The organism is [Bacillus] enclensis, assembly GCF_001456935.1.
GTDB lineage: Bacteria > Bacillota > Bacilli > Bacillales > Bacillaceae_B > Rossellomorea > Rossellomorea enclensis.
Window position 1 is genome coordinate 459,239 of sequence record NZ_KQ758485.1, and the last position, 25,515, is coordinate 484,753.

Annotated in this window: 26 protein-coding genes, 1 pseudogene and 2 riboswitches; of the genes and pseudogenes, 10 read left to right on the forward strand and 17 right to left on the reverse strand. The window is 47.1% G+C overall.

The features are described from left to right. Positions 1-210: 210 nt before the first annotated feature. Positions 211-1,569, forward strand: coding sequence for a YjiH family protein (locus tag AS034_RS17260; protein WP_032087006.1), 1,359 nt, complete (start codon positions 211-213; stop codon positions 1,567-1,569). A 373-nt stretch (positions 1,570-1,942) separates the two neighbouring features. Here the strand turns inward: AS034_RS17260 and AS034_RS17265 are convergent, their stop codons facing one another. From AS034_RS17265 to AS034_RS17315, 12 genes are all read right to left on the reverse strand, one after another. After that, a complete protein-coding gene (locus AS034_RS17265; protein WP_058299493.1) occupies positions 1,943-3,559 on the reverse strand; it encodes a putative polysaccharide biosynthesis protein in 1,617 nt (538 codons plus the stop codon). Between the two features lie 143 nt (positions 3,560-3,702). Continuing rightward, on the reverse strand, positions 3,703-4,974 hold the full coding sequence (locus AS034_RS17270) for an ATP-binding protein (protein ID WP_244888184.1): 1,272 nt from the start codon (positions 4,972-4,974) through the stop codon (positions 3,703-3,705). A 130-nt stretch (positions 4,975-5,104) separates the two neighbouring features. Beyond that, positions 5,105-6,046, reverse strand: a complete 942-nt coding sequence (locus AS034_RS17275) for an L-threonine 3-dehydrogenase (RefSeq protein ID WP_032087008.1) — start codon at positions 6,044-6,046, stop codon at positions 5,105-5,107. An 87-nt stretch (positions 6,047-6,133) separates the two neighbouring features. Continuing rightward, positions 6,134-7,324 (reverse strand): glycine C-acetyltransferase, encoded by a 1,191-nt coding sequence (locus AS034_RS17280; protein WP_032087009.1) that lies wholly within the window; start codon positions 7,322-7,324, stop codon positions 6,134-6,136. Positions 7,325-7,956: 632 nt separating this feature from the next. Beyond that, on the reverse strand, positions 7,957-8,376 hold the full coding sequence (locus AS034_RS17285) for an AhpC/TSA family protein (RefSeq protein ID WP_058299494.1): 420 nt from the start codon (positions 8,374-8,376) through the stop codon (positions 7,957-7,959). A 213-nt stretch (positions 8,377-8,589) separates the two neighbouring features. Further along, the gene (locus AS034_RS17290) at positions 8,590-9,273 is read right to left on the reverse strand and encodes a DNA alkylation repair protein (RefSeq protein ID WP_058299495.1); all 684 of its coding nucleotides are present in this window, start codon (positions 9,271-9,273) and stop codon (positions 8,590-8,592) included. Beyond that, the gene (locus AS034_RS23025; protein WP_169792819.1) at positions 9,263-9,403 is read right to left on the reverse strand and encodes a hypothetical protein; all 141 of its coding nucleotides are present in this window, start codon (positions 9,401-9,403) and stop codon (positions 9,263-9,265) included. The genes AS034_RS17290 and AS034_RS23025 overlap by 11 nt, the downstream gene beginning before the upstream one ends. Then, positions 9,400-9,873 (reverse strand): DinB family protein, encoded by a 474-nt coding sequence (locus tag AS034_RS17295; protein WP_058299496.1) that lies wholly within the window; start codon positions 9,871-9,873, stop codon positions 9,400-9,402. The genes AS034_RS23025 and AS034_RS17295 overlap by 4 nt, the downstream gene beginning before the upstream one ends. A gap of 398 nt (positions 9,874-10,271) precedes the next feature. Continuing rightward, a complete protein-coding gene (locus AS034_RS17300; protein ID WP_058299497.1) occupies positions 10,272-10,916 on the reverse strand; it encodes a YczE/YyaS/YitT family protein in 645 nt (214 codons plus the stop codon). Between the two features lie 116 nt (positions 10,917-11,032). Beyond that, complete coding sequence (locus tag AS034_RS17305; RefSeq protein WP_058299498.1) at positions 11,033-11,392, reverse strand: VOC family protein; 360 nt, start codon at positions 11,390-11,392, stop codon at positions 11,033-11,035. Between the two features lie 245 nt (positions 11,393-11,637). Further along, positions 11,638-12,693: an S-adenosylmethionine:tRNA ribosyltransferase-isomerase gene (locus AS034_RS17310; RefSeq protein WP_244888185.1), complete on the reverse strand. Its 1,056-nt coding sequence runs from the start codon at positions 12,691-12,693 to the stop codon at positions 11,638-11,640. Further along, positions 12,647-13,381, reverse strand: coding sequence for an SDR family NAD(P)-dependent oxidoreductase (locus tag AS034_RS17315; protein WP_058299500.1), 735 nt, complete (start codon positions 13,379-13,381; stop codon positions 12,647-12,649). Before AS034_RS17315 ends, AS034_RS17310 begins: the two co-directional genes overlap by 47 nt. Positions 13,382-13,576: 195 nt before the next feature. Beyond that, a riboswitch (ZMP/ZTP riboswitch) is annotated at positions 13,577-13,674 on the forward strand. 128 nt (positions 13,675-13,802) lie between these two features. Between AS034_RS17315 and AS034_RS17320 the strand changes: the two genes are divergently transcribed. The 7 genes from AS034_RS17320 (at position 13,803) to AS034_RS17350 (ending at position 20,043) form a co-directional block, all read left to right on the forward strand. Further along, positions 13,803-14,666: a bifunctional 5,10-methylenetetrahydrofolate dehydrogenase/5,10-methenyltetrahydrofolate cyclohydrolase gene (locus AS034_RS17320; protein ID WP_205629794.1), complete on the forward strand. Its 864-nt coding sequence runs from the start codon at positions 13,803-13,805 to the stop codon at positions 14,664-14,666. A 169-nt stretch (positions 14,667-14,835) separates the two neighbouring features. Next, positions 14,836-14,931, forward strand: a riboswitch (guanidine-I (ykkC/yxkD leader). A gap of 62 nt (positions 14,932-14,993) precedes the next feature. Next, complete coding sequence (locus tag AS034_RS17325; RefSeq protein WP_058299502.1) at positions 14,994-15,329, forward strand: DMT family transporter; 336 nt, start codon at positions 14,994-14,996, stop codon at positions 15,327-15,329. Further along, complete coding sequence (locus tag AS034_RS17330; RefSeq protein ID WP_058299503.1) at positions 15,326-15,643, forward strand: DMT family transporter; 318 nt, start codon at positions 15,326-15,328, stop codon at positions 15,641-15,643. Before AS034_RS17325 ends, AS034_RS17330 begins: the two co-directional genes overlap by 4 nt. Positions 15,644-16,048: 405 nt before the next feature. Beyond that, a complete protein-coding gene (locus tag AS034_RS17340; RefSeq protein ID WP_058299505.1) occupies positions 16,049-17,398 on the forward strand; it encodes an FAD-dependent oxidoreductase in 1,350 nt (449 codons plus the stop codon). Positions 17,399-17,579: 181 nt separating this feature from the next. After that, the gene (locus tag AS034_RS17345; protein ID WP_058299506.1) at positions 17,580-19,124 is read left to right on the forward strand and encodes an FAD-dependent oxidoreductase; all 1,545 of its coding nucleotides are present in this window, start codon (positions 17,580-17,582) and stop codon (positions 19,122-19,124) included. Between the two features lie 143 nt (positions 19,125-19,267). Further along, positions 19,268-19,402: a hypothetical protein gene (locus AS034_RS23365; RefSeq protein WP_268876512.1), complete on the forward strand. Its 135-nt coding sequence runs from the start codon at positions 19,268-19,270 to the stop codon at positions 19,400-19,402. Between the two features lie 119 nt (positions 19,403-19,521). Beyond that, positions 19,522-20,043 carry a DinB family protein gene (locus tag AS034_RS17350; protein ID WP_058299507.1) on the forward strand — a complete coding sequence of 174 codons (522 nt, stop codon included), beginning with the start codon at positions 19,522-19,524 and terminating at the stop codon, positions 20,041-20,043. Positions 20,044-20,079: 36 nt separating this feature from the next. Here the strand turns inward: AS034_RS17350 and msrA are convergent, their stop codons facing one another. The 5 genes and pseudogenes from msrA to AS034_RS17365 form a co-directional block, all read right to left on the reverse strand. Next, positions 20,080-21,024 carry a peptide-methionine (S)-S-oxide reductase MsrA gene (msrA, locus tag AS034_RS17355; RefSeq protein ID WP_058299508.1) on the reverse strand — a complete coding sequence of 315 codons (945 nt, stop codon included), beginning with the start codon at positions 21,022-21,024 and terminating at the stop codon, positions 20,080-20,082. Between the two features lie 33 nt (positions 21,025-21,057). Continuing rightward, positions 21,058-21,714, reverse strand: a pseudogene (locus tag AS034_RS17360) (alpha/beta fold hydrolase); the annotation flags it as partial. A gap of 12 nt (positions 21,715-21,726) precedes the next feature. After that, complete coding sequence (locus tag AS034_RS22820; protein WP_156416153.1) at positions 21,727-21,897, reverse strand: alpha/beta fold hydrolase; 171 nt, start codon at positions 21,895-21,897, stop codon at positions 21,727-21,729. Positions 21,898-21,903: 6 nt separating this feature from the next. After that, on the reverse strand, positions 21,904-22,233 hold the full coding sequence (locus tag AS034_RS22465; protein WP_074440055.1) for a CHY zinc finger protein: 330 nt from the start codon (positions 22,231-22,233) through the stop codon (positions 21,904-21,906). Between the two features lie 109 nt (positions 22,234-22,342). Then, positions 22,343-23,014, reverse strand: a complete 672-nt coding sequence (locus AS034_RS17365) for a haloacid dehalogenase type II (protein WP_058299510.1) — start codon at positions 23,012-23,014, stop codon at positions 22,343-22,345. 166 nt (positions 23,015-23,180) lie between these two features. On the opposite strand from AS034_RS17365, the gene AS034_RS17370 reads away from it, so the two are divergent. Next, positions 23,181-24,653 (forward strand): phospholipase D family protein, encoded by a 1,473-nt coding sequence (locus AS034_RS17370; RefSeq protein WP_074440056.1) that lies wholly within the window; start codon positions 23,181-23,183, stop codon positions 24,651-24,653. A 77-nt stretch (positions 24,654-24,730) separates the two neighbouring features. Next, positions 24,731-24,988 carry a GlsB/YeaQ/YmgE family stress response membrane protein gene (locus AS034_RS17375; RefSeq protein ID WP_032087027.1) on the forward strand — a complete coding sequence of 86 codons (258 nt, stop codon included), beginning with the start codon at positions 24,731-24,733 and terminating at the stop codon, positions 24,986-24,988. Positions 24,989-25,515 lie beyond the last annotated feature (527 nt).

Genomic DNA, 25,515 nt, shown 5'->3' on the forward strand with positions numbered 1-25,515 from the left:
CTGGTATTAGTATCCAGTCGGTTTATTATGAAAAAAGATGGGGTAAATATCGGATTGTGTCGAATAATAATGGTGGTTTTCTGCAGCTATTAACCTGCTCACATGCAGCATTCATTGACTGAGGTATGAATTTCCACCTGGACAAATTTATATGTATACACTAAAATGAATAATGTTTCATTCCAGCAAATGATCAACAGAGGTGAATCCATGAACCAGCAACGCTTTACATTAACCAGTCATTTACGATTTATCATTCCTTCATTGATAGGAATTTTTCTATTCATCATTCCGATTCCGCAAGAGGACGGGATTACGATTCCGATCGCCATTTTATCAGGGTGGCTTCAGGATAGCATCGGGACGCTTGTCCCAGCGATCATGACAGGCCTGATTGTGTTGACCGTGATCGGGACATTCATCACAAAAGCAGCCCAGCCGGAAGCGATCAAGAAATCGCCATTTTTCTATAATCTTTTCAATGTACCGGCCGTTTGGGTAGTCGTAAGGGTATTGGGTGCCGTTTATGCAGTCATGACTCTTTTCAAAATCGGGCCTGAATGGGTATGGTCCGATGCGACCGGAGGACTTCTTCTGAATTCTGAAGGACTTCTCACGATTTTATTTTCCGTCTTTTTATTTGCAGGGCTGTTCCTGCCATTATTATTGAATTTCGGACTACTGGAATTATTCGGGGCACTGCTCACGAAGATCATGAGACCGCTGTTCGGATTACCAGGGCGTTCTTCCATCGACTGTCTGGCTTCCTGGCTCGGGGACGGGACGATCGGGGTCCTGTTGACAAACAAGCAGTATGAAGAAGGATATTATACGAAGAAGGAAGCGGCCATCATCGGTACGACATTCTCGGTTGTATCCATCACATTCAGCTTAGTCGTCATTTCAGAGGTCGGACTTGGGGATTACTTCATTCCCTTCTACCTGACGGTGGCAGCAGCCGGCTTGATTTCCGCGATCATCCTGCCGCGCATCCCGCCATTATCCCGCAAACCGGATACGTACTATAACGGCCAGGAAGGGAAAGATACGATGGAAGTCATCCCGGAAGGCTACACGCGTTTCGGATACGGTTACGAGTCTGCGCTTGTGCAGGCCAAGAACAACAACAGCGTATCAAAATTCTTTGCAGACGGTATGAAGAATGTACTCGATATGTGGATGGGTGTGGCTCCGATCGTTATGGCGATTGGTACAACCGCGCTGATCGTTGCGGAAAACACGCCGTTCTTCGAATGGATCGGCATGCCGTTCATCCCATTATTGGAACTTCTTCAGGTTCCAGAGGCAACGGAAGCATCCAAATCAATCCTTGTCGGTTTTGCCGATATGTTCCTTCCTGCAATCTTTGGCGGCGGAATCGAAAGCGAATTGACACGTTTCGTTATCGCATCCCTGTCAGTGACACAGCTCATCTACATGTCTGAGGTTGGGGGATTATTGCTTGGTTCGAAGATTCCGGTGGACTTCAAGGACCTTGTGATCATCTTCTTGCAGCGTACATTCCTGACGTTGTTTGTGATTGTGGGTATCGCGCATATGATATTTTAATAGTGGTTAGAATGAAAACCAGGTCCTTTTTTAGGGGACCTGGTTTTTTAATGTCATTCCGTCTACCTTGTGATCTGACTTTTTATACCGCAGTTGATTTCCGTGGAAGACTACGCTTTCCGCGGGTAGCCTGTGAGCCTCCTCGGCTTTGGCTTTTATTGTCTAGCTGCAGGGCTTAGAGGCACATGTCATAAGCCAAACCGACCAAGAAGGCAAAGAACGCCTTCGTGGCCGATTCGTCTTATGCCACACGCCTCTGAGCAAAGCCCTTCCGCTTTTCTGATAGGAGTCTTCGTCTTCCACTACAATCAACTGCTGGAAACTAGTAATATGTTTAACGTGCCAAATCCTTCATCAACATAATTCTCTATAATCAAGACCCATCTTTCACTTTCCTAGAACTCAAATACTCTTTTACTAAGGATAATCTCGTCCCTATGCCAAGATAAACAATTATCCCTGTAGTGATCCCAAGAATCGAAGTAATCAGTGCACGGTAATAGATACTCAGTGTTTCGGGCAACAGGCTGTCGGCCATGTACTTGACCAGCCAGACTGTGAGTGACATGGCGATTACAAGCAGGAATACTGATCGCAGTGTCTTTAGCAGGGGCAGGATGTCGAGCCGGATCGCTTTCCTGATAACGATGACGTTGTAGAGTATGGATACAGAGAATCCAATGTAGGTTGCCAAGATCGGACCCGTTTCATCTAAGTAAGGGGATAATAAATAATTCAAAATGATTTTAAGAATGACCCCCAATAAGACCCCGGTGATTAATGTCTTCTGCCTGTTTATCCCCTGCATCACGGCCGCGGAGACTGTGAACAATGCGAAAACAATGGCGGCTAAGGAATACCACTGAAGAATCCCGCCGCCCAGATCCGGGCTGTTCTGCAGTCCAAACACAATCAGATAGACGGGTTTTCCCAGAATACAAAGACCCATGGCCGCCGGTAAAGTGAAGAACATCAGGAGCTGGATGCTTTGATGGATTCTATTTTTCACTTCTGTCATTCTTCCGCTTGTATAGGCAGACGTTATGCCCGGGATCAACGACATACCAAAAGCTGTCGCCAGTGACACAGGGACCATTACGAGTATTTGTGCTAAGCCGATGACTGAATTAACGGTTTCTGATTCATGTAATGTATACCCTGACGATTGAAAGATCGGGTTTATGGTGAAGGTATCGATATTCTGATAAATCGGTATAGCGAGGCCCGCCACTACAAAGGGAAAGGCATATCCAATCAGTTCCTTAAAGATAGACGTGATTTCAAGATCCATATTATTGAGGCTTTGATCTCGCTGCTTCTTTATCAAGTGCCTCCGTTTATAAAAGTAAAAAAGCAAAACAAAGAACCCTGCCACTCCCCCGATAAATGCAGCAAAGGTCGCGATTCCGACTGCGTTTTTAAGAGATCCATCTAGCATGTGAATGACGATATAAGCACCAGCCAGGATAAAGACAATCCGCACGATTTGCTCAATGACGGTACTGACAGCAGACGGCCCCATCGATTGACTCCCCTGAAAATAGCCGCGAAAAATACTCATCACCGGAATGATTAATAAAGCAAAGCTGACGAGCCGGATCACAAATTCGACATCTTCCAGTGAATTACCCGTTGGATCATTCGGATCAATCACGAATCCTGCGAGAAATGGAGCAGTCAGATATAAAACCGCAAAAGATATGAACCCGCTTATGATCATAAAGTACATCCCATATTTTAATAGATTCAATCCCACCCGATAGTTTCCCAGTTCATTGTATTTCGAAACGAATTTCGATACAGCAAGCGGAAGACCTATTGTCGAAATGCTTAGCAAAATGGTATACGGGCTGTATGCATACTTGTACAAAGCATATCCCTGCGTACCAACCAAGGCAGTGAAAGGTATAATATAAAGAAACCCCAGAACCTTGGATATCAGGGTGGATGCGGTCAAAAAGAACGTTCCCCTTATAAATTTATTTTCCACAGTAACACCCCGGCAAGTTTGATAGAGTTAAAATCTCACTCTAACATATTAACATAAATATCCAATTACAATTAGTAGACTCCTAATAAAAAACGCACAGGATTTCAAATGAAATCCACGTGCGTTTTGGTTTGATGGTTTATTTATTCATCCCCAGCATACCTTGGAAGCAGCACCTCCACCGTGGTCCCCTTACCCAGTTCCGACTCGATGTGAAGGCAGCCTTTGTGGTCCTGAAGGATTTTCTGGCTGACGGTGAGTCCGAGGCCCATCCCTTTTTCTTTGAGGGTGAAGAACGGTTCGCCCAGGCGCTTCAGACGTTCAGGCGGTATGCCTGTACCCTGGTCGGCTACGGAAATCTTGATATTCTTATCTTCCATTATGCAATCGATCGTGATATCGCCTTCGTCCATGGCGTCGATGGCATTTTTCACGATGTTGATCAGCACCTGGATGATCTGGTTCTTGTCCCCGTACACTTTGATTGGTGTATCAGGGCTGTTTTCATGGATGGTGATGCCTTTCAGCAGGGCTTCGTGGCCCATCACTTTTGTAATATATTCAAGGACTTCCCGCAGATCGAATGGACTGAATTCCCTCATTTGCGGTTTGGATAAGATCAGGAGTTCACCTACGATTTGATTGATGCGGTCCATCTCTGAGGACATGACTGACAAATAACTTTCGGAGACGTGTTCGTTCTCTTCAAGCAGCTGGATGAACCCTTTGATGCTTGTGAGCGGATTGCGGATTTCATGGGCGATGCCGGCCGCGAGTTCTCCTACCACAGAAAGCTTTTCTTTCCTTAAAAGCATTTCCTCGGCTATTTTCTGCTGGGAGATGTCCCTTCCGATGATGACCAGGCCTTTCCGGCTCCCATCTTCATGGAAAAGGGGTACTTTGATGACATCGAAGGTCTTGAATTCCCCATTCGGCAAATAAAATCCTTCCTCACATCTCGTCACGTCACCAGCCTGCCAGGATTCTTCATCCGAATCGACACAATAGTCAAAGGCATCTTTAAAAAAAGGGACAAGTTCACCCAGTTCACGGTCTGTTTTTCCGATATAATCGATATCCTCCAAATTATAGAGGTGCCGGCCGAATTGATTCACCTTGAGCCAGCGCCCCTCCCCGTCTTTGAAGCAGACAAAATCAGGGAGTGAGTGGAGCAGGGTGGATAATTGGTTTTTTTCTTCAATCAGCTGATGATATTCGGTATAGAGGGCTGCTGCCTTCCGCCTCATGTTTAGAAGGAAGAAGCCTCCCCCCATCATGATGATAAGGGAGATGACGAGCTCCCACGGGCCATCAAGAAGAAGAACAGTGAGGATCTGGAGTATGAACAACAGACCCGTCACGGCCGCAAGACGATTGAATGTTTGATTTTTGGCTTGTACCATTTTATCTTCCATGACGCCACCTGCGCGATCTTTTTCATATAATAACTTTATTATTCTATAATTCTGTCGAATTTACAAATATGAAAATGAACCCAAACAAAAAATTGACCACCTCTCTCTTGAAGGTGGTCAATTTTTGTCATCATTTCGTTTTTAGTTTATCGAGCATATCTGCTGTCATCTTGGCCAGGTCGAAGTTTGCTTTGAATCCCCACTCGGCTTTTGCAGCACTTGAGTCGATGGCGTCCGGCCAGCTTTCGGCGATTGCCTGACGGACAGGGTCGACGTCATAGTCGAGCTTGAAGTCCGGCTGGTGAACGCGGATCGCTGACGCTGCGTCTTCAGGTGCGATGCTCATTGCAGATACGTTGAAGGAATTGCGGTGTTCGAGTTTGGAAGGATCGGCTTCCATCAGGTCAATGATCGCCTGAAGGGCATCCGGCATGTACATCATGTCCATATGCGTTCCTTCACCTATGTAGGAAGTGTAGGCATTGTTCTTGATCGCCTCGTAATAAATTTCCACAGCGTAATCGGTCGTTCCTCCGCCAGGCAGCGTTTCATACGAAATCAATCCTGGAAAGCGAAGCCCTCTTGTGTCGACGCCGAACTTCTGGAAGTAGTAGTCGGAAAGAAGTTCCCCCGATACTTTATTCACTCCGTACATCGTCGTCGGACGCATGATCGTATCCTGAGGCGTCGAGTTTTTCGGAGTAGTCGGACCGAAAGCGCCGATCGAGCTTGGCGTAAAGAACTGGCAGTCCAATTCCCTTGCCGTTTCAAGTGCATTCACCAATCCGCCCATATTAAGGTTCCACGCAAGAAGAGGTTTCTTTTCAGCCGTTGCCGATAGAAGCGCAGCCAGGTGAATGATGGTGTCGACGTTATTCTTTTTGGCGATATCGAACATCTTCTCTGCATCCGTCACGTCCAGCTTTTCGAATGGACCGTTGTGGACCACATGGCTGTCGGTTTCACGGATATCGGTTGCGATGACATTATCCGAGCCATACACGCTTCTAAGCTTTGCCGTAAGCTCAGAACCGATTTGGCCCAATGCTCCTGTTAGTAAGATCTTTTTCATTTATTATGTCCTCCTGCAAAAAAAGCACATGGCCGGTGAACGGGAAACCCGTCCATCCGGCAAGGCATTGTATAGTAAATGTGTGGTTTAGATAATTCCAAGTTCTTTGCCGACTTTTTCATACGCCGCAATCGCCTGATCAAGCATCTCTTTCGTATGAGCTGCTGACGGCATGTTTCTCACGCGTCCCGTTCCTCTTGGTACAGTAGGGAATACGATGGATTTCGCATAAACGCCTTCTTCGTACAGACGCTTACTGAAGTCCTGAGTCGCCTGCTCTTCACCGATGATGACCGGTGTGATAGGTGTTTCACTTTTACCGATGTCAAAACCGAGTTTCTCAAGGTTCTCTTTCAGATAAGCACTGTTTTCCCACATCTTATCCTGAAGTTCCGTGCTGTTCATCAGAAGGTCGAGCGCTTCTGTACAAGCCGTCACGTCAGCCGGTGTAAGGGAAGTCGAGAACAGGAATGGGCGGGAGCGGACTTTCAGCCAGTCGATCAGGTTCTGTGTTCCTGCGACATATCCTCCGACTACCCCGATTGCTTTTGAAAGGGTACCCATCTGGAAGTCGACCTTATCCTGCAAACCGAAGTGCTTCACTGTTCCTTTACCTTTTCCAAGGACACCTGAACCGTGGGCATCATCCACATATGTCATCATGTCGAACTCTTCCGCAATCTCGACGATTTCAGGAAGCTTACAAACGTCTCCATCCATCGAGAACACACCGTCCGTGATGATCATGATTTTATTGTATTGGCCGGATTCCTTCGCTTCTTTCGCCTTCGCGCGGAGGTCTTCCATGTCAGAGTGATTGAAACGGATGATCTTGGCTTTTGAAAGGCGGCAGCCGTCGATGATCGAAGCATGGTTCAGCTCGTCAGAAAGAATGGCATCATTTTTGTCCATGACCGCTGAAATTGCCGCCATATTACAGTTGAAGCCTGATTGATACGCGATTGCTGCTTCTGTTCCCTTGAACTGGGCAAGCTTTTCCTCAAGCTTCACGTGCAGATCAAGCGTACCGTTGATCGTGCGGACAGCACCGGCACCGACGCCGTATTCTTTTACCGCTTCGATCGCTACCTTTTTCAGGCGCTCGTCTGTGGCTAGCCCAAGATAGTTGTTGGAGGAAAGATTTACGAGCTTCTTTCCTTTGATGGTGATGACAGGTCCGTTCGCACCTTCTAACGGATCGATTTCGTTGTATAAACCGCGGGCTTTCAGATCTTCCAGGTTTTCCTGCAAAAATGCATCAAGAGTTTTGCTTGTCATTTGGATATCCTCCTTTGGTATGTAAGCTCTTTTCGTAAATTTTGTAAGCGCTTTATAAACAGTTGTCCACTCCAAAAATACACTAAATATCTGATTTTTCTTTATTCTGCCATGTTTTTAATCTACTTTTTAGTTTAACATGTTTTTTCGTGATGGACAAAATTTTTTCAACCGAAATCATACGTTTTAGTGTTCCCGATTTATGAAAAATAGTGCGGATTTTTTTTTGCTGCTGGCGTTTTCTTAATATAGTTTGCCTTATTATACCGCAGTTGATTTCCGTGGAAGACTACGCTTTCCGCGGGCGAGCGGGGAGCCTCCATGGGATAGGTACTGGCCAGCTACAGGGCTTAGAGGCACATGTCATAAGCCAAACCGACCATGAAGGCAAAGAACGCCTTCCAGGCCGATTCGTCTTATGCCACACGCCTCTGAGCAAAGCCCTTTCGCTTTTCTGATAGGAGTCTTCGTCTTCCACTCCAATCAACTGCTGGATTGTCCATGAATTTAGGTTAACCTCATATAAAATATACCTCTTAAAAGAAAAAAGACGACCCTTGAAAGCATGTTAAGGTCGCCTTTTTATCATCTCGTTGATTATTTCTGTCCAAGCCCAATCAACTTACTGGTTTTTATAATTTCGTATCAATCTTCTCCAGCAGCGTGTCAATGCTCGCGTGATCTTCGGGGGACTGGTCGATGTGTTTCCAGACGGCTTTTCCTTTTTCGTTGAATAGGATGGTGGCGCCCTGGATGTAGACGTCCTGGGTTTTCATCGATTTCTGGACGAATTTCTTTTGGCCTTGTTCGTCCGGCATGAAGTTCTTCACTTTTCCTGTGACGAAGCCGAACAGGGCTTTTCCGAGCAGTTTCCATTTCGGCATGGTGACGGTGCCCGCCTGTTTGTAGCCTTCGCGGGCCGGATCGCCGTAGATCGTGAATGGAAACGGACCGAATTCATCAAGGAATTGCGAGACAAAGCTTCCTTTTGACGGAGCGATCACGACTAGATGGATAGTTCGTTTATCGAATTCTTCAACGCGCTCACGCAACTGCGTGAGGTAATTCCGGCAGATCGGTCAGCCAAGGTGGCGGACGAAGATGACTGCCGACTGCTTATCCTGAAGAAGCGTGTTGATATTCACTTCTTCCTGCGAATCGGGTCGCTGCAACATGAAGTCCATAGTATGACCTCCTCATCATTCTTGTTCCTATCATACCTAATGAGGGAGGGTTCATTCAAAACATATGGGTTCTGAAACTCTCTACTTCACTTTTTCGAGCCTCTTGATATGCTTCAGGCCTTCCCTTTTGCTTAACGGGGCAAGATTTTCACTTTCAATGAACTTCCTTACTGCTTCCGGATTTGTTTTTGAATACTCCCGGAGCGCCCATCCGATTGCTTTCTGGATGAAAAACTCCTTCGATTCATTGTGCATGAGGATGTAACGGAATAGGCGGCTTTCATCCGTCTTCTCCTTATACCTCAGCTGGTGGAGGATCGACGTCCGGTTCAGCCAGAAATCCTCAGCCTGTATCCACTTTTCGAGATAATCGTCCGCATTTTCTTTTTCATGGATTCTGCCTGCCAGATGAGGGGAGATGTGATCCACCGTGTCCCACCAGGATTTCGTTAAGACCATTTCCTCCAAAAGAGGTAGGTGCTCCCTCGTAAGCTGCTTTGCCTGCTTATCGAGCAGCGTCATCGCAGCATACTGGCATTCGCGCTGCGGCTGATCCCAAAGGGTGCGCACAATTTCCGTGAGCTCTTCCACCGGAGGCTTTCCGTTTTCTTTTAAAAACTCCCGCATCAGCGCATTCCGCTCCGGGGTCTTGATGCCGAAGAACTGGAATTGATTGCGCATATAGTTTTCCATCGCTTCCCGGTTTTCCTCATTTCGATTCTCCGTCAGCAATGAAACCAATCGAACTGCATACTCATGACCCATCTTTCTCCTCCTCTTCATCACAGTCGAAACAAACGACCTTCCCGCTGTCTTTTTTTACTCCGTTGAAAAAACCATCCAGGCAGTAAATCGGCTTCCCGCACGACTCGCAGTGACCCACCAGCTCCCTCATAGAAGCACGTCCCCTTTTTCCCGGAGATAATAGATATAATCCGTGGAGACTCCTTTTTCACCAAGCTGCCTGAGCATCGCGGAAATATTCCCGCGGTGATAGGTACCGTGATTAATGAGATGCTTCAGGATCTCTTCTCTTGTATTTTGGAATGTTTCCCCTTTACTTGTCTGATAACTGATGGAAACCGTACCATCTCCCATGTCATCAAGCCAGTCAAGGATCTCGCTATGTAAATCCGAAAAATCCATCTCGCATTCTTCAAGTGTCTCAAACATCTTTTTATCCACCGGTGAAGGTTCACCCTTTAACCTTGAGAACCATAATGCATCCACTTCATACAGATGAAAGAACGTCCGTTCAACGGACGGGAACACGCTCTGAATCTCTTCCCGAAAAACGTCCCTCGGCAGTGTCTTCAAATGACCCAGCAGCTTTCGGGTCGCCCACACATGATAGCTAAATTCCATTTTCCATCCACCCCTTTACAATAGTAGTTCTATCCCAGCGGTAGAAATCCTTTTTCTTAATAGTGGTGAGTCAGGGGGACAGGTACCGTGACCCAGTCTGCAGCATGATTCCTGGATGCTGCAAAAACTTAATTTGACAACCCCTTTAAAAAAGCAGTAAGTTCAACTGAAATAGCAGCTAAAGACGTGGGTTTCATGCTTTATTATGTGATTTCGTGCTTCAACCAAGCTTTTCACCATCCATAGTTGCCCCCGGACCCCGTCCAATCAAGATATATTATCAAAAACGATGCTTATATTATCAAAAATCCAAATATATTATCAAATCGAAAAATGGCCGCCCTTCCCTTGGAGCCGCGCAGCTTCAACGGCGGTAAATACAAAAAAAAAAAATCCCCTCAGCTCGCAAGGGGATTGTTTCTTTTGGATAATGGTCTTGCCAATACATAGTTCAGGAGCCGCTTGCTCTGCGGCAGGGAGACCCCGACGATCGAACCGAGCCCGAGCGCAATGACCACGGTACCGATGCCGACTGGTCCGCCGAGCATCCATCCGAAGAAAAAGACGAGGATCTCCATTCCGTTGCGGACATACTGCACCTTCCAGCCCGTCTTCTCGACAACGAGGAGCATGAGGCTGTCCCTCGGACCCGCTCCGAGGTCTGCGGATACATAGAGCCCGATCCCGTATCCGAGTACGATGATGCCGACAGCAAACACGATTGCCTGTACCACGATTGATTCCGGATCAGGAATCAAATAATTAAATATATCTATGAAAATACCAATTAAAAGCATATTTAGAAACGCACCGATCTTCGGGAATGACCTGGTTCCGAGGCCTGTAATCAACAGGATGACGAATCCGGCGATGATCGACCATGTCCCGATCGTAAGACCGAGCTGTTTAAAGAGGCCGTAGTGGAACACATCCCAAGGGCCGATTCCAAGGTCTTTTCCTTTGATCGTCAGGGTGATCCCGAGGGCCAGTACAAGCAGGCCGACAAAGAAAAACGCCCAGCGAATCACGAATTCTCTTTTCATGAAAATCCCTTCCCAATCTGTTAATTTCATTACACCCGGATAACTGTAACACAGATGGGGAAACAAAAAAATTTCATAAAACCGATCGGGTTGGTGAGGTTTTTAGGGCCGGACAACTAGGACGAACCCGCGTTGATCAACTCGATCAATTCGCCATCCGGCCCCTCATAAAAGACTGCTCTCCAGCCGTTACCCAGCTGGACCGGCCCTTCGTCGGGTTCCAGTCCCAGCCTGGAGAGCCGCACTATTTCCGCTTCCAGGTGTGCAGTTTCCCATGCGAAGTGGACCATGGATTGTGACAGCGCACTATCCCCGTCCTGAATGAGTTCCAGCCGCTCTTCATCCCTCTTTAAAAATACGATTTCCTCGCTCCCGATGACAGCAGTGAACTCTTCTTTAAAACCGAAATGAGTTTGATAAAACTGTTTTGAACGTTCCAGACTGCTGACGTTGATGCCCATGTGATGAAGTTTCATGATTTCACCTGATTTTCTTATTGTATTGGGTGGCTTTTTCTTATTGTAATGGGCGGCTTTGAAAGCCGGATGGACCTTGAGAAATGATTTTTGCTCGAAATGTTCACATTTGTGTTCAAAATAATTTATTTGTGCTCGAAACTTCACCCGTTATGCGCGAAATCTCATGACTTCTGCTCGACCTGTCGAATTTTCACGATAGACCAAGTGAAGGCACCAGGAACTAAAGCATCCCGAACCAACATTTACAAAATCAAATTCATATCACCAAATTCATGCCATAGATATCCCTTCGCAACCGCGGTCCGGTAGGCGCTCATAAGATGTTGCCGGGATATGAAAGCCTGAAGGAGATCGAGGTGGCTCGCTTCCGGTTCGTGAAGCCCGGTGATCAGTCCATCTACGACGCGTAGCGGGCTTTCTTTTGTGATATAAAGATTTGTCACGCCGCTCGCCGCAGCAACATTCCCATCATGACCGGCCGCCACGGTTTCAAGGGCCCTGACCACCGTCGTCCCAACTGCGATCACACGGTTTCCTTCACGCTTCGCCCGGCGTATACTGTCCGCCGTCTCTTGAGGAAGATGATATTCCTCGGGGTGATGAACTGGGTTTGGCCAGCGGTCATCTCCGTAATAACTGAGTCCGGCATGAAGCTGCAGGCACACGACCTCGATCCCTTCCGCTCGAAGCTTCGTGATCAGTTTCCAGGAAAAAGCCCTGCCGGCAGAAGCCATTTCCACAGATCCCGGAACGGACCCGTATACATTCTGGTAATAGTCGAGCGGCCACGGTGCATCGATATATTCGTAGCGGATCGGCTGTCCATTTTTATATAAAAAATCATAGAACCCGGCTCCTTCCACGCTAAAGGTGAGACGAACCAGGGGCTTTTCGCTCCCATTACCGGACATAAACGCTTTTACTCCGTCAGCGAAGGTAATCGGCAGCCTGGCGTCATACACCGGGCCCAGGATCAATGCGTCCCATTCACGGCTGCCGACCTTCCTCGACAGCCGCACCTCCACTTCCCGGCTGCCCTGCGTTCCCCGAAGTGAAGCGGGAATCGTCCTGCTGTTGTTTACCACAAGGACATCCCCTCTTTTCAATTGGGTGTGGAGCTGGGTGAAACGGGAGTGCTCAACACTGCCCGTCTTTCTGTTCAGCACCATCAACTTCACTTCGTCCCTGCTTTTCCCAGTAAGCTCGACCGGGGCAGAGGCATTCAGCTGACGGGGTATCTCAAAGATTGCCTCATTCACTTTCCCCACCCCGATTCCAAGTGAACTCCTGTGCTTCAAACCTTTCCCCTGAAACATCCTTCGCATCATCTGAAGCAAGATAAAGGAAAACATCCATATGTTCGTGCGGCTCGGCTAACGGATAATCACAGTCCGGAACGGCTTCTTCATGCATATCTGTGTTCATTTCACCCGGATCCACCATATTGATTCGCACCCCGGTTTCCTGAAGTTCATCTGCCCACGTCCCAGTAAGGCCCTCTACCGCGAATTTGGAGATTCCGTAAGCCCCCCACTCGGCGAATCCGGTTTTGCCTGCTTCGGATGTCAGATTGATGACGGATCCCTCGTTTCTCATCAGCATCCCCGGCAGAACGCGTTTGGTGACGATGAACGGATTGAATGTGTTGACCCGCAGCACCTCCATGAAACTCTCTTCAGGATAATCGGCCAACAGCCTCGGCCCTGGTCCGAAGATGGAAGCATTATTGATCAGCACATCGATCTTTCCGAACGCCTCTTCTGCCACCGAAACAAACCGGTCCACGTCCTTTGCAACCGATACATCCGCCACGACTGCTGCGACCTCTGCTCCCTGCGCACGCACTTCCATCTCCACTTCATTAAGCGGTGCACCATGCCGGGCACATATGGCAAGCCTCGCTCCTTCCCTTGCAAATTGAAGGGCCAATTCCCTTCCCAGCCCTTTTGACGCTCCCGTGATCATGACCACTTTGTTTTTCAGCATGTTCATTCCTCCCAAATTGTTTTGCCTGCTTTCATTTTATGAAAACAATTACCTCGGCAAATCGGCTATAAGGGAAGAGAAGGTATAGAAAAATAGACCGGTATTTCATTCAGCCTTTTGATGTAGGTACTAAAAAACACGAACAATAATACTGGATATTTATTTTATATTCGTGTTATAATGAGTTTGAACTTAATTATCAGCAGTGACTGGCGAAAACGTGGAACGAACCACAGGGGAGCTGCGACTTATTTTTATCATCAGCCATCATGCCGATCGCCTGGGCAAAAGGCAAGGGGACACCCTTGTCTTTTTTTGTTAGGCTCTTTTCACAAACGACTTGCTTCACTGTAGAAAATGGCGCTTCGCCTTCAGGAAGCAAGGAACTCGGGAGAACAGTCTTTAACCAATAACAGGAGGGATTGCAGTGGAACCATTGATTCTAGACGGTAAACGTGTTGCGACAGAAGTGAAGGAAAGCCTGAGATTGAGAGTGTCTGCATTGAAGGAAGAAGGGATTGTGCCTTGTCTTGCCACCGTTCTTGTCGGTGACGATTCCTCGTCCGAAACCTACGTGAAGATGAAAGGGAATGCCTGCAGAAAAATCGGCATGGAGTCCCGCCGCATCCATCTGCCGAAAGAAACGACAACAAGCGAGCTGTTGAGTGTCATCAACGAGTTAAACAGTGATGACGATGTACACGGTATCCTCCTTCAGCATCCGGTCCCTAAACAGATCGATGAACGTGCCGCCTTCGAAGCGATTTCCATTGAAAAAGACGTAGACGGGGTCACAAGCCTTGGTTTCGGCCGGACATCTTTCGGGTTCGGCGAATATCCATCGTGCACACCTGCCGCCATCATGAATATCATCGATTTCTACGATGTATCGGTTGAAGGAAAGCATGCCGTGGTCATCGGCAGGAGTCCGATCCTCGGCAAACCCGTGTCGATGATGCTGTTGAACCGCAATGCCACCGTCACGACCTGTCATTCCTATACAGAAAACCTGGCGGAGATCGTATCGCAGGCCGATATAGTCGTAGCGGCCGTAGGAAAACCGAACTTCATCAAGGGTGAATGGGTGAAAGAAGGCGCGGTCATCCTCGATGCCGGCTACAATAAAGGAAACATCGGAGACGTGGATTATGATTCCTGTTACGAAAAAGCAGGAGCGATTACACCGGTGCCTGGAGGAGTCGGACCGGTCACGATCTCCATGCTCCTGAAACAAACCGTCGATTCTGCAGAAAAATCGGCAAAGCTATTAAGAAAATCTTCATAAATTATCGACAAGTCCGGAGATTAACTCTTACTGGGGGTTAATCTCTTTTTTGTTTTTTCAAAAACCTGCTTAAATGTGTAATGGAAACCTCAACCTCGTCCCCGCCATCCACAACCCGACACACTTGACTTCCCGCTCCTCCCGTACTAAGATAGATACCGAAAACTCAGAAAAGACTTTCTAGGGTTCCGCCACTTACGGGTCTGGTCCGAGAGAAAGCGCAAAGAGCGATCTTTGTACACGGAGGGAGAAAAGCCCGGGAGATACCACTTTAACAGTGATATGTCCCGGGTTTTTTATTTTTTTAATAGAAAAGGAGCGATTTTTATGTGGTGGTTTGTCACAGCAGTTGCGGCACTGTTTGAAATCGGCTGGGCGACCGGCTTGAAATATGCGAATGACGGATTGACGTGGTCACTGACAATCGCAGCGATTGTCGTGAGCTTCACAGGATTGCTGATGGCTTCGACTCGCCTGCCGACAGCAACCGTCTACGCAGTCTTTGTCGGGCTTGGTACTTTGGGTACTGTGATCGTGGATATGATCTTCTTTGAGGCTGGCATCAATGCAGGTGTGGTGTTCTTTGTCATCATGCTGCTTACAGGCGTAATCGGTCTGAAATTTGTCACGGATGCAACTGGGAAGGAGGAACAGGAATCATGAGCTGGATTGCATTGATTATAGCGGGATTTTGTGAGGTGCTTGGTGTAAACGGCATGCAGCGGATCGCCACAGGGAAAAAAATCAGCGGATTTATCTTACTGATCGGCGGCTTTATAGCGAGCCTGAACCTCCTCTCATTCGCCATGACCAGCATTCCGCTTGGCGTGGCCTACGCCGTCTGGACCGGTATGGGTACAATCGGCGGCGTTGTCGTAGGTATGGTGTTTTATGGAGACCCTGCAGACCGCAAGCGAATTTTCTTTTTATCGCTGATTGTAGTGGCGGTTATCGGGCTTCGTGTAGTGACGAGTTAAGTGAGGCGGCACAGCGGGGACGGAGGTTCAGTAATTCATTCTTGGAATGATTTTAAAAGTGAACCTGCTTACTCCGTCCCGGGTGAGCCGCATCTATGTGAAAGCGATCCTGCACTCTCTCAATTAGAAAATGTAAAGAAAGAACAATTTGTGGTGTTCCCATTGGAAAGCGGCATTACGGGAAGAAGAATGGCTTATGCAGTTAAGTAATTAGTTAAAGGATTTCACCCGGATTTTTATAATGAATAAGCATCCCGGCCCCTTATTTATGGCGGCCGGATAAAAAGTATAGTAGTTTGTGAAATACTGAACAAAACACTTGTATTTCATTCCAAACCATCGTATACTTAAGTCAATTACTTATTGTGAAATATTTCACAATCTAATTTTAGGAGGAATTTCACCATGAAAATCGCAGTAATCGGAAGTACTCACGCTGGAACAGCAGCTGTAACAAATATGGCAAATATGTATCCTGAAGCAGACATTACCGTCTATGAGAAAAACGATAATGTGTCCTTTCTTTCATGTGGTTTAGCATTATATGTCGGCGGTGTAGTTGAAGATCCTCAGGGCCTTTTCTACAGCTCACCTGAGCAGCTGAGAAATCTCGGCATTACAATGAAAATGCAGCACGCCGTCCAGGAAATCGATACTGCGCGCAAGCAGATTAAAGCGGTGAATCTGGTCACCGGTGAAGAAGTGAATGACAGCTACGATAAGCTTGTCATGTCAACTGGTTCATGGCCAATCATCCCGCCAATCGACGGTATTAAGCTGGATAACGTCCTGTTAGCTAAGAACTTCAATCAGGCAAATACAATCATCGAAAAATCACGCGACGCTAAGCACGTCACGATTGTCGGCGCAGGATATATTGGCGTTGAGCTTGTAGAAGCATTCCAGCAGGCAGGTAAAAAAGTAACGCTGATTGACGGTGTGGATCGTATTCTGAATAAATATCTTGATCAGGAATTTACAGATCAGGTAGAGCAGGAATTCATTGACCGCGGCGTTGAACTGCGGCTCGGCGAAACTGTTACTCGTTTTGAAGGTGAAACGTCAGTTGAATCTGTTGTAACGAATAAAGGACGTGTTGAGACTGACATGGTGATTATGTGTGTCGGCTTCCGCCCGAACACAGAGCTCTTAAAAGGAAAAGTAGACATGCTGTCAAACGGGGCAATTACAGTTGATGATTATATGCGCACAAGCGACCCCGACATCCTTGCAGCCGGTGACTGCTGTGCAGTAAAATACAATCCGACAGGTCAGGCTGCCTACATCCCGCTTGCAACAAATGCTGTCAGAATGGGTACACTCGTTGCACGCAACCTGATTGAACCGGTCATGAAAAACGTTGGTACACAGGGAACTTCAGGTCTGCATATTTATGACTTGAACATGGCCTCAACGGGCTTAACTGAAACGAGTGCAAGAGCGATGGATATTCATGTGAAAAGTATCACAATTTCTGAAAAGCACCGTCCTGAATTTATGCCGACAGCGGAAAATGTGCTGTTAAAAGTCAGCTATCTGCCTGAAAGCCGTAAAATCATTGGCGCACAGGTACTGTCAAAAGCGGATGTCACCCAATCAATTAATACACTCAGCGTCTGCATTCAGACTGGCATGACGATAGATGAACTCGCCTTTGTCGATTTCTTCTTCCAGCCTCACTTCAATCAGCCGTGGAACTTCCTGAATAAAGCAGGACTCGCAGCAGCTGATACGCGCAAGCTGGAATTGGTTTGATTGGAGCCGATTCATCGGAGGACGTTGAAAAGCGCACTTTTAGGTAGTAAATGATCGTTATTTCCTGAGATTAACTCTTAACTGGGTTAATCTCTTTTTTGTCTTCTTTTCCAAAAACCTGCTTAATCTTCCGGTATTAGGGAAAAATGTGTAGGGAAAATAACCGAAAAGGAGCAAATTCATGGATACTCAAAATAATCATGCATTCAGCCAGCAGCCCGAACCATTTTGGAGGGAATCCGTTCAGCTTCCTGTGTTCCCGAAGCTCGGTCAGAATATCAAAACCGATGTAGCCGTCGTAGGCGGAGGAATCGCAGGGATCACCACCGCCTATCTCCTCGCAAAAGGCGGTAAAAAAGTGGCTCTCATCGATGCCGGAAGTCTGGTCAACGGCACCACCGGCCATACGACCGCAAAAATCACCGCCCAGCACGGACTGATTTATGATGAACTCATCAATCATTACGGTGAGGGATTCACCAAGAAATACTACGAAGGGAATATGAAGGCTCTTTCTTTCATGGAGGAGACGATCAAGAATGAAAACATTGAGTGCGATCATTCCAAACAGGATGCGTACATTTACTCCACCACCGATGAATACAAGAAAAAAGTGGAGAAGGAATTTGAAGCTTATCTGACCCTCGGTATCGAAAGCGAACTGATGGAGAAGCTTCCGATCGATCTTCCAATTAAAAATGCTGTAGTCATGAAGGAACAGGCGCAGTTTCACCCTGTAAAATATCTCAAGGCGCTCGTTGACAGCATCGTCAATAACGGCGGGCAAATCTTTGAAGATACGACCGCCAAAACCATCAATGAAGGTGAAAGTACTCAGGTGGTGACGGAGGAAGGATATCACATCGACAGTGAATATGCGGTCATTGCCACCCACTTCCCTTTCTATGACGGGATGGGCGCTTATTTTGCCCGGCTTAAACCGGACCGCTCCTATACAGTCGCGGCGAAGACCGCGAAGGATTTTCCAGGCGGCATGTATCTCAGTGCTGAAGATCCGACTCGCTCCCTGCGCTATACGGAAGACACCAACGGGGATAAACTCGTCCTGATCGGCGGCGACAACCACAAGACCGGACAGGGAAAAGATACGCTGAAGCACTACGAGGCGCTCGAAGAATTTGGAAATACAGTCTTTGGAATCGAGGAAGTTAAGTACAAGTGGTCCGCACAGGATCTCATCTCACTTGATAAAGTCCCGTATATAGGTCCATTGACGCAGAAACATCCGGCCATCCTCGTCGCCACCGGTTTCCGTAAATGGGGGATGACACTCGGCACACTTGCGGGACAGATCCTTTCCGATCACATACTTGGAAACCACAATCTATACAGCGACCTCTTCAAGCCGTCCAGATTTAAAGCGGACCCGGGCATCAAACGATTCTTGAAGGAAAATGTCAATGTAGCGGGACAGCTCGTGAAAGGAAAATTGGATATCCCAACAAAGAAAGCGGACGATATCAAAAATGGCGAAGGTGCCATTGTCCTGGTGAATGGCAGACGATGCGGCGGATACAGGGATGAACAGGGAAAACTCTTTGTAGTCGATACAACCTGCACCCATATGGGATGCGAATGTTCATGGAACCACGGTGACCATACATGGGACTGCCCTTGCCACGGATCGAGATTTGCAGTCGATGGCACAGTCGTGGAAGGACCGGCAAAGGAACCGCTGACCAGGGTGGATGACCAACTCGGATAACGTCGAAATATAGCCCGGGAAATATCACGGAAGAAAACGAAAGTTGTCAGTTTTTGACGGCGGACGCCAGCAAGTTGAAGGAATATTTCATCTCCTCATTTCCCACACTAATAAGGCAAGAGTACTTTTTAGGAGGGGATCGTATGGGCCGCACAAAGCAGGGAAACCGCAATGCACAGGCAAATACCAATGCTAAAAGAGGAAATCGCACGAGCTCCGAAATGGTGGAGTTCACAACAGGACGGGCCAAAGCCGAAAAGAACCGTCCACAAGACTAATCAACGCCAAGCACCCCTTGAATCCGATTCGAGGGGGCTTTTTTATGCAGAAGAAAAGGATTTCCTGCTTCTCTCCCGAAATATAGACTATGAATGAAACATTCGGGAGGGAATCAAAGATGAATGAAAACGTACTGTTCAAGCAATTGGACTTTATCCGTCTGCGGACTTTGGCTTTTTTGGATGCAACGACAGAAGAACAGGCCGATATGATGCCGGAAGGGTTCAGGAACTCAATCCGCTGGAACCTCGGCCACATCCTTTTGTCACATGAAAATCTGCTTTTTTCTTTTTTGGGGGACCAGGACAAAAAAGCGATACCGGAACATTATGACAAGCTATTCGGCTTTCATACAAGCCCCGATACGTGGAAGGAAGAAAACCTTAATCCTCCTTCGCTTTCCGAGCTTCGCGGCCTTCTTGAGGAACAGCCGGAGCGTTTGAAGGAAGTGTTCGGCGGCCGCCTGGATGAAGAGGCGGAAAAGCCGTTCAACCTAGGATCCGTCACGTTGAACACATTGGCGGACGTATTTGCATTCGTCAATTGGCATGAAGGGCTCCATCAGGGGAATATCACAACCCTCAAACGGGTGCAGGGAGTCGAGGATCTGTTTGCAAAGGCAGAAGAAAAAGTGACATGATACAGACGTGTACGGGCTCATGACCTGTACACGTTTTTACTTAAATAAAATCAAAAAGTCTCCATACCCTTCGGCTTCCAGCCGGTCCTTCGGTATGAACCTGAGGGCTGCAGAGTTGATGCAGTACCTCAGCCCTCTGGGTCCCGGACCGTCCGTGAAGACATGGCCGAGATGGGAGTCCCCATCGCGGCTTCTCACTTCCACGCGGGTCGATTTATGGGAAAGGTCATATCGTTCTTTTACGCTTGCGTCCATCACGGGCTTCGTGAAGCTCGGCCAGCCGCACCCGCTGTCATATTGGTCCTTCGATGTGAAAAGCGGCTCACCGCTCACGATATCGACATATAAACCCTCTTCTTTATTATCCCAGTATTCATTCTCATATGGAGGCTCGGTCCCGTTCTCCTGTGTTACATGGTACTGCATATCGCTCAGCGATACGCGCAGATGCGAACGGTCCTCCGGCCAATTTTCCTTCTTGAACTCTTCCCTGCCGGACCCTCTTTTGTATAAAGCATATCGGAAGGCATTTTTCTTATAAAAATCCTGGTGATACTCTTCCGCTTCGTAGAAACGAACTGCCGGAAGGATTTCCGTCACGATCTGGGAATTGAACTTTCCGCTTTCTTCAAGCTCAGCCTTCGATTGTATCGCCTGCTCTTTTTGCGATTTATTGTGGTAGTATATCGCCGCCCGATACGAAGAACCCCGGTCCTTGAACTGGCCGCCGTCATCTGTCGGATCGATCTGCTGCCAGAATAGCTCCAGCAGCTTTTCATAAGGGTATAAATCGGGATCGAACGTGATCTGTACTGCTTCTCTATGTCCCGTATCGCCCGATATCACCTCTTTATAGGTGGGGTTCTCCGTCTCCCCTCCTGTATAACCGGACCGGATGCTTAGAATGCCTTCCTGTTCATCGAAAGGCTCGACCATGCACCAGAAACAGCCGCCTGCGAAAGTTGCGATCTCTTCAGCCATGTTTATTCCTCCTTCGTTTCACGTGGAACACGTTCAACCTTCAATTCTGTCCCTGAAATTCCTGACCATGTCTCCTATATCATCGGGGTCGTCCCAGTGAAGATTATGCCCGCCTGTTTTACGATGTATCTCTATATCGCTTATTTTTTCTCTCAATATCCGGGTCCCCCTTTTTCTCGCATCCTCTTGCTCTACAGGTTCTGAAGCGTGTATTAACATAACAGGAGATTGAATCCCTTCATATGCCCTGTAGAAAGGTTCTTTAAAGAACGCCTCAATAATTGGGAGTACCACGGATGCTCCTGCGATCAGCCGGTAAGGAGATTCCTTTGTAAAAGAGGCGAGTGCCATATACTCGAGTTGAGGATTCCACCTTGATGTGTAGGTTTTATAGATGTTTACAATTTCGGAGTGGTCATCAAAAGAAAATCCGCTGATAAATCCTCTCCATCCCTCGTACGCTTTCTTATAGGTCATGTCCTCTTGATAATGAGGAAATGTAAATCCGCCGTCCAACAAGATCAACCCTTTTACATATTGGGGAAAATGAGAGGCATAATGCAGGGCAGTATCCCCTCCCCATGAATGCCCAAGTAAATAAAAAGGCTTTCCAATCAACCGATCAAAAATGGTTTTATAATATCCGGTCAGTGTCGAGAATAAATAATCATGCGGTAAAGGGTGTGTCTGCCCATGGCCTGGCTAATCAAACATAAATAAATGAAAATCTGATTCCAACCGCTCTGAAAGCTCTATAAAACTCTCGCTGCTTCCTGTTAACCCGTGCAGACAGACAAGTACCGGTTTACGAGGGTCTCCTGCCGTCTGATAAGAAACTCGTTGATCCCCCACTGAAAGGAACATTTTATCCATATTCCCTCACCCTTCAAAATAAAGATGATAATGATTCCGGCACCCCGGATTGAAGTCCGATTGACAATGTGGACAAACCGACTGGGAGTTCATATACTGCAGGATCGTCAATTCGTTCCTGCATACGCCGCACAAAACGGCCTTCGTATCCCATTCCTCCCTGGACCACCTCACCGGTTCATGACCGGCTTTCTCCTCATGACAGAGATGGCAAGGGTAATATGTATTGCAGCATTTGAACTTTATCGCGATGATATCCCGTTCACTATGATAATGAAGGCAACGCGTCTTCGAATCAACGCCGACTCCCTTTACTTCAACATGTTGAGGCACCATTTCAGAGCAGCTCCTTTTTTAAAGACGTTTTCTACCATTTCGCCATTCATGTCATTTTTCCCTTTCACAAAAAAGCGGATACCAGCCCGATCGGCCGATATCCCTTCACTCATTGGGCATGCTCCAGGAGCCCGCGCAGATCATTGTATTCATAGTCCGGCTTGACGCCGAGCTCGTCCATTTCTTTTCCCTGTCGGTTGATCCAGGCAGTATGAAAACCAAAGCTTGCCGCCCCGGCAATATCCCACGTATTCGAGGACATGAACAAGACTTCTTCCCTCCTGACACCGAGCCTGTCAAGGACGTGCTGATAAGCCATCGGCGTAGGCTTGAACTGTTTCACGTCATCGACTGAAAGCACTTCGTCCAACAGCGGGCCGAATGGTGATTGATCTACGAGCGGTGACAGCATATCGAATGAACCGTTTGAGAAGATAGCCGTTTTGTAAGACTCGAGCTTCTTCAATACCTCTTCGGTTTCATCGTAATGCTGAAGCTCCAGGTAGGCATCAATCAGCTGATTTTCCGTTTCCCCCGTCAACTCCGCACCGCCTTCTTTACAAGCATACCGGAGTGCATCCCTCGTTATCTCAAGAAAGGTAGAATACCTTCCCATCAACTGGCGCAGGAAACTGTATTCAAGCTGCTTCTGCCTCCAGATTCCGCTGATATTCTCACCTTTCCCCGGAAACAATTCGTTGCATTTTTCTATGACTGAATGGACATCAAAAAGGGTACCGTACGCATCAAATACAAATGCTTTTATCTTTGGATTCTTCACTGCCGTTCCCTCCTAAAATCAATTTCTTACCCCCATGATATAGCAGACTTCCCTTCACGCAAACTGATAAACCTTATAAATTATTTCCCGTGCCCTGTGTAAATAGGATTTTAATACTACCGTTACGGGTATAGTAAGAAAAAAACAGAAGAACAGGGGAATTCAATTGAAAAAGAAGCAAAAGTGGTATCAGAAAAAACAATGGTGGATCGGGGGGGCAGTCATTCTCATTCTGGCCGGGATCATGCTCTACAACCGGATAAAACCCCTTCCGCCTGGCATATCTTATGAAGGCAGTGAATACTCGCTTCCCCAGAAGGACGTGGAATTTTTATACGACCTTACATATGACAAGAACGGCAAGGAAGTGTACGACCAGAACATTTTTAATGAAGTCTATAGAACGATTGAGGAAGCAGATGATTTTCTTGTACTGGACCTGTTTCTTGTGAACGGGTACACAGACGGCAAACGGCCTTATCCTAAACTAAGCGAAACGTTATCGAAAAAGATTAAGGAACAGATGAAAAAGAAGCCTGATTTGAAAGTCGTCTTCATCACGGATCACGTCAACACGACCTATCGATCCCACAAGGCGGAGCAAATCGACCCCCTCGAGAAGCTGGGTGCGGAGGTCATTTATACAAACCTGAACAGGCTCCGTGACCCCAACCTCATTTATTCAGGGGTATGGAGGGCAGCCCTCGGTTGGTTCGGCCAGGAAGGGAACGGTTGGCTGCCAAATCCGATGGCCCCCTCAGCCCCGAAAGTAACGGCCAGATCTTATTTAAAACTGTTGAACGTAAAAGCGAACCACCGGAAAGTGGTCATATCAGAGGATGCCGGAATGATTTTGTCGGCTAACCCGCATGACGCAAGCGGATTCCACTCAAATATCGCCTTCAAGGTTAAGGGAGAAATCCTGAAGGACATGGTAAAGGCCGAAAGAGCGGTTGCAGCATATTCCGGCGGGGATGAAAGCAAGTTCCCCACAAATGAAGAGCTTGATAAGCTGATCACCCCTTCAGGGAAAGGGGAAGGGGCACCCGTTAAGGCAAAGATCATCACCGAAAGTAAAGTTCAGGACCATGTCGTCAAAGCGATGGATGATGCAAAGGAAGGGGACGAAATCTGGATTGGGATGTTCTATCTGGCCGACCGGGATATCATCGATGCCATTGAAGATGCAGCAGAACGCAAGGTGGATGTCCGTATCGTACTCGATCCGAACCAAAACGCATTCGGCCAGGAAAAAATCGGACTCCCCAACCTTCCGATCGCATCTGAGCTGCATAATTTGAACGAAAAGCACATCAAAATCCGCTGGTATGACACGAACAAAGAACAATATCATTCCAAATTCATCTACGTCAAAGGGAAGAAGCAATCAATCGTCATTGGCGGATCGACCAACTATACGTCAAGAAACCTCGATGACTATAATCTCGAAGAAGACATCAAGCTCGTCTCTTCAACCGACAGTCCGTTAATCAAGTCCGTCGATGATTATTTCAATAGGATTTGGAGCAACGAAGACGGCACCTATACGGTGGATTATAAAAAATATCAGGACAAGCTTCCTGCATTTAAATACATCATGTATGTCCTGCAAAAAATCTTCCAAGTCACCACATATTAAGGTTTGAAATCCTGATAATCGGGAAAATAAGTACTAACAATACATCATACTAAAAACTAACATTGGAGGTAATAATTATGGGTTTCATTTTATATTTAATCGTTGGAGGAATCATCGGCTGGTTAGCCGGATTGATCTTAGGTAAAAACGTACCAGGCGGAGTCATCGGTAACATCATCGCAGGTATCATCGGTGCATGGATCGGCGGAGAATTACTCGGAAGCTTCGGTCCGTCTCTAGCAGGGATCGCCATTATCCCGGCATTGATTGGAGCAATCATCTTCGTATTCCTTCTAAGCCTGCTGCTAAGAGGAATGAGAAGAACATCACATTAATCTATACGTTAGAAAACTCCTCTGAGATTCGTCTCAGGGAGTTTTTTTGTGGCTGCATTTGTTGGTCTTGATTGAATGTCCTGGACGGAGGGTTGAGTATTCCATAGGTTGCAGTTGGTTGTATACCCGTCACTACTCGCAAATTAGAATCATTCTTAAAAGATCATATATCGGGAAAATGGAACGTATTTTTTGTCGAATCGGTTTGACCCCCTAATTCCTGACGAATTCTTTAAAAAACTAAATGATTCTTAGTTTTTCATTTTTATCATTTCCTTCTTCACTTTTACCAAGGGTAGATGACTCTACTTCAGCGTCAAGCCAAAACCGCTTGACCCTTTCGTTCCGCCATCTGGGGGGTTAGTAAGTGAAGAAGGAGTATTCCTGCCTTTTTAAAGGCTCAAGGCCATTTCTTCAGGGAAGCCAATATCCTTGTATTTCTCATTGAACTTTACTGGAGACATCCTGCCCAGGCTCCCATGGTAGCGTCGATAATTATAAAATTCCATGAACTCGTCAATTTCGTA

Excerpts from the sequence above, each read along its gene's own strand:
- AS034_RS17315 (WP_058299500.1), bottom strand. The coding sequence starts at position 13,381 with ATGCTGAAAAACAAAGTGGTCATGATCACGGGAGCGTCAAAAGGGCTG.
- AS034_RS17325 (WP_058299502.1), top strand. The coding sequence starts at position 14,994 with ATGTGGTGGTTTGTCACAGCAGTTGCGGCACTGTTTGAAATCGGCTGG.
- AS034_RS17375 (WP_032087027.1), top strand. The coding sequence starts at position 24,731 with ATGGGTTTCATTTTATATTTAATCGTTGGAGGAATCATCGGCTGGTTA.
- AS034_RS17305 (WP_058299498.1), bottom strand. The coding sequence starts at position 11,392 with ATGAAACTTCATCACATGGGCATCAACGTCAGCAGTCTGGAACGTTCA.
- AS034_RS17330 (WP_058299503.1), top strand. The coding sequence starts at position 15,326 with ATGAGCTGGATTGCATTGATTATAGCGGGATTTTGTGAGGTGCTTGGT.
- AS034_RS17270 (WP_244888184.1), bottom strand. The coding sequence starts at position 4,974 with ATGGAAGATAAAATGGTACAAGCCAAAAATCAAACATTCAATCGTCTT.
- AS034_RS17345 (WP_058299506.1), top strand. The coding sequence starts at position 17,580 with ATGGATACTCAAAATAATCATGCATTCAGCCAGCAGCCCGAACCATTT.
- AS034_RS22820 (WP_156416153.1), bottom strand. The coding sequence starts at position 21,897 with ATGGATAAAATGTTCCTTTCAGTGGGGGATCAACGAGTTTCTTATCAG.
- AS034_RS17290 (WP_058299495.1), bottom strand. The coding sequence starts at position 9,273 with ATGGGTCATGAGTATGCAGTTCGATTGGTTTCATTGCTGACGGAGAAT.
- AS034_RS17275 (WP_032087008.1), bottom strand. The coding sequence starts at position 6,046 with ATGAAAAAGATCTTACTAACAGGAGCATTGGGCCAAATCGGTTCTGAG.
- AS034_RS22465 (WP_074440055.1), bottom strand. The coding sequence starts at position 22,233 with ATGGTGCCTCAACATGTTGAAGTAAAGGGAGTCGGCGTTGATTCGAAG.
- AS034_RS23365 (WP_268876512.1), top strand. The coding sequence starts at position 19,268 with ATGGGCCGCACAAAGCAGGGAAACCGCAATGCACAGGCAAATACCAAT.
- AS034_RS17300 (WP_058299497.1), bottom strand. The coding sequence starts at position 10,916 with ATGAAAAGAGAATTCGTGATTCGCTGGGCGTTTTTCTTTGTCGGCCTG.
- AS034_RS17295 (WP_058299496.1), bottom strand. The coding sequence starts at position 9,873 with ATGGAATTTAGCTATCATGTGTGGGCGACCCGAAAGCTGCTGGGTCAT.
- AS034_RS17280 (WP_032087009.1), bottom strand. The coding sequence starts at position 7,324 with ATGACAAGCAAAACTCTTGATGCATTTTTGCAGGAAAACCTGGAAGAT.
- AS034_RS23025 (WP_169792819.1), bottom strand. The coding sequence starts at position 9,403 with ATGAGGGAGCTGGTGGGTCACTGCGAGTCGTGCGGGAAGCCGATTTAC.
- AS034_RS17350 (WP_058299507.1), top strand. The coding sequence starts at position 19,522 with ATGAATGAAAACGTACTGTTCAAGCAATTGGACTTTATCCGTCTGCGG.
- AS034_RS17340 (WP_058299505.1), top strand. The coding sequence starts at position 16,049 with ATGAAAATCGCAGTAATCGGAAGTACTCACGCTGGAACAGCAGCTGTA.
- AS034_RS17260 (WP_032087006.1), top strand. The coding sequence starts at position 211 with ATGAACCAGCAACGCTTTACATTAACCAGTCATTTACGATTTATCATT.
- msrA (WP_058299508.1), bottom strand. The coding sequence starts at position 21,024 with ATGGCTGAAGAGATCGCAACTTTCGCAGGCGGCTGTTTCTGGTGCATG.